Annotated in this window: 1 protein-coding gene; it reads right to left on the reverse strand. The window is 37.9% G+C overall.

Annotated elements, in window-relative coordinates; all coding sequences use genetic code 11:
- Positions 1-243: 243 nt before the first annotated feature.
- Positions 244-1,584 (reverse strand): IS30 family transposase, encoded by a 1,341-nt coding sequence (locus LJE09_RS17115; protein ID WP_070100285.1) that lies wholly within the window; start codon positions 1,582-1,584, stop codon positions 244-246.
- Positions 1,585-1,722: the final 138 nt, after the last annotated feature.

Here is a 1,722-nt window from a genome sequence, read left to right on the forward strand (position 1 = left end):
GCTTGAATGAAAAAGTAAATTCTACATTCTAATATACCTTGATTTTATGCGGGATTTAATTCTATTTTCGGAGATATACAACTTGATTTTTTTAGTATATAATGCTTTTATACGGCATAAACAGCATAGTTTTTTGCATGATAAAAGGACATCTGGAAATAGTGTGCAGGACTAAATTCCACATGTCTGTTGGAAAGACTAAATTCTATGCAATGAAACTTGCCTGTGCCTGTATTGTTATTATTATTTTATTAATGCTGGTATCAATGTGACTTCATCGGCTGGTATCTCTGCTAATCCTAATGCTTTATGAAGTCTGTTATCCAGCAGGAGACGGGATACTTCATATGGACTGTGTCCATTGAGGCTGTCCCGTTTTTCGCTGTTGATATGATTTAATAACAGCAGCGTTGTCTTGTCTGTCATTTTTTCAAAGCTTGTTCCTTTTGGAAGGACATACCTTATATATTCATGATTCTTTTCAAGAGCACCTTTTTGATCAGAACGGTTGGGATCACAATAATAAATACGTGTGCGTACTTCCCCATTTTTGCTATATTCCAGACTTTGCCGGTCCTGAAATTCATGTCCGTTGTCCGTAAGTATCACTTCGAAAAGTTTCTGGAACAGTTCAATTCCAAGTAATTCTGTTAAATGATCAAAAATCCTGGTTACTTCTTTCTGGGTCTGTTCTTCTAAAAGAAACATAAGCATAAGGCTACAGTTTCGAAAGAACATAGTCAGAAAGCAGGGACTGGTACCTTTTGCTCCTTCAACGGTATCCATCTCGACTACATAAACAGATTTGTTCGCTGCGATATATTCCAGAAATTCTTTATAGCTCCTATCTTTTCGGAAACTTCTGTCTTTAAGGCTGGCAGTAGTTTTTCTTTTCCGCTGCTTGTATACCACTTTACGGCGCAGATCTATGTTTCTGGCTTGAAAAACGCCACGGTCTATGTAAGAATATATGGTTCTTCTGGAACAGGCGATCTCATCAGCATGAGATGCGTAGATGTGGGCAATGGACTGTCCTTTTTTGAGAAGCGGTGACAACAGGTTGTCCAGTTTCTGTATACTTTCCGGTGTCTGGTTGATCCCTTCTCTGCTGGTAGTCCTAAGGGCTTCATAGGAGTCCTGGGCGTATTTTGAAGAATAGATCTTTTTGTCCATCATGCAATTCGTTCTCTTGCTGCATCCATTGCACACATAAGGAGGTTTATTTAATTTTTCACATTCTCTTGGTTTATAAAATTTACAGACATCGCTGCATCTGAATTTTCTGCAGAGGACACATTTGCGCCGACATTCATTATCACCGCACATATGCATGACATTGCATATATTTGTCCGCGGCTTTGAACTATCATAATTGTTTGCACAGGGAATAGGGGCAAATGCATCTGCGCTTCTTTCCCTGATAATGGAATGACGTCTGATTTCTTTGGATATGGTACTTGGATCCTTGCTTAATTCTATTGCAATACTTCTAAATGAATCACCGTTATTTAAATGCTGTTCGATTATAATACGTGCAGATAAGTCAAGATGTTTTTGGTTGCCTTTTGGTCTTCCTGTATTCATTTTATCCTCCTTCTGCACAGGCAGGGGATCATCTGCAGTAGTATTTTATAAAAAGAAGAAGGAAAAATCCATGCAGAAGTAATTTCTACAGGTATAGAATTTACTCTTGCAAGGTAGAATTTAAAAATTCATTTAACC

Origin of the sequence: Blautia sp. DFI.3.45 (assembly GCF_020593505.1) — a bacterium.
Taxonomy (GTDB): domain Bacteria; phylum Bacillota; class Clostridia; order Lachnospirales; family Lachnospiraceae; genus Blautia_A; species Blautia_A wexlerae.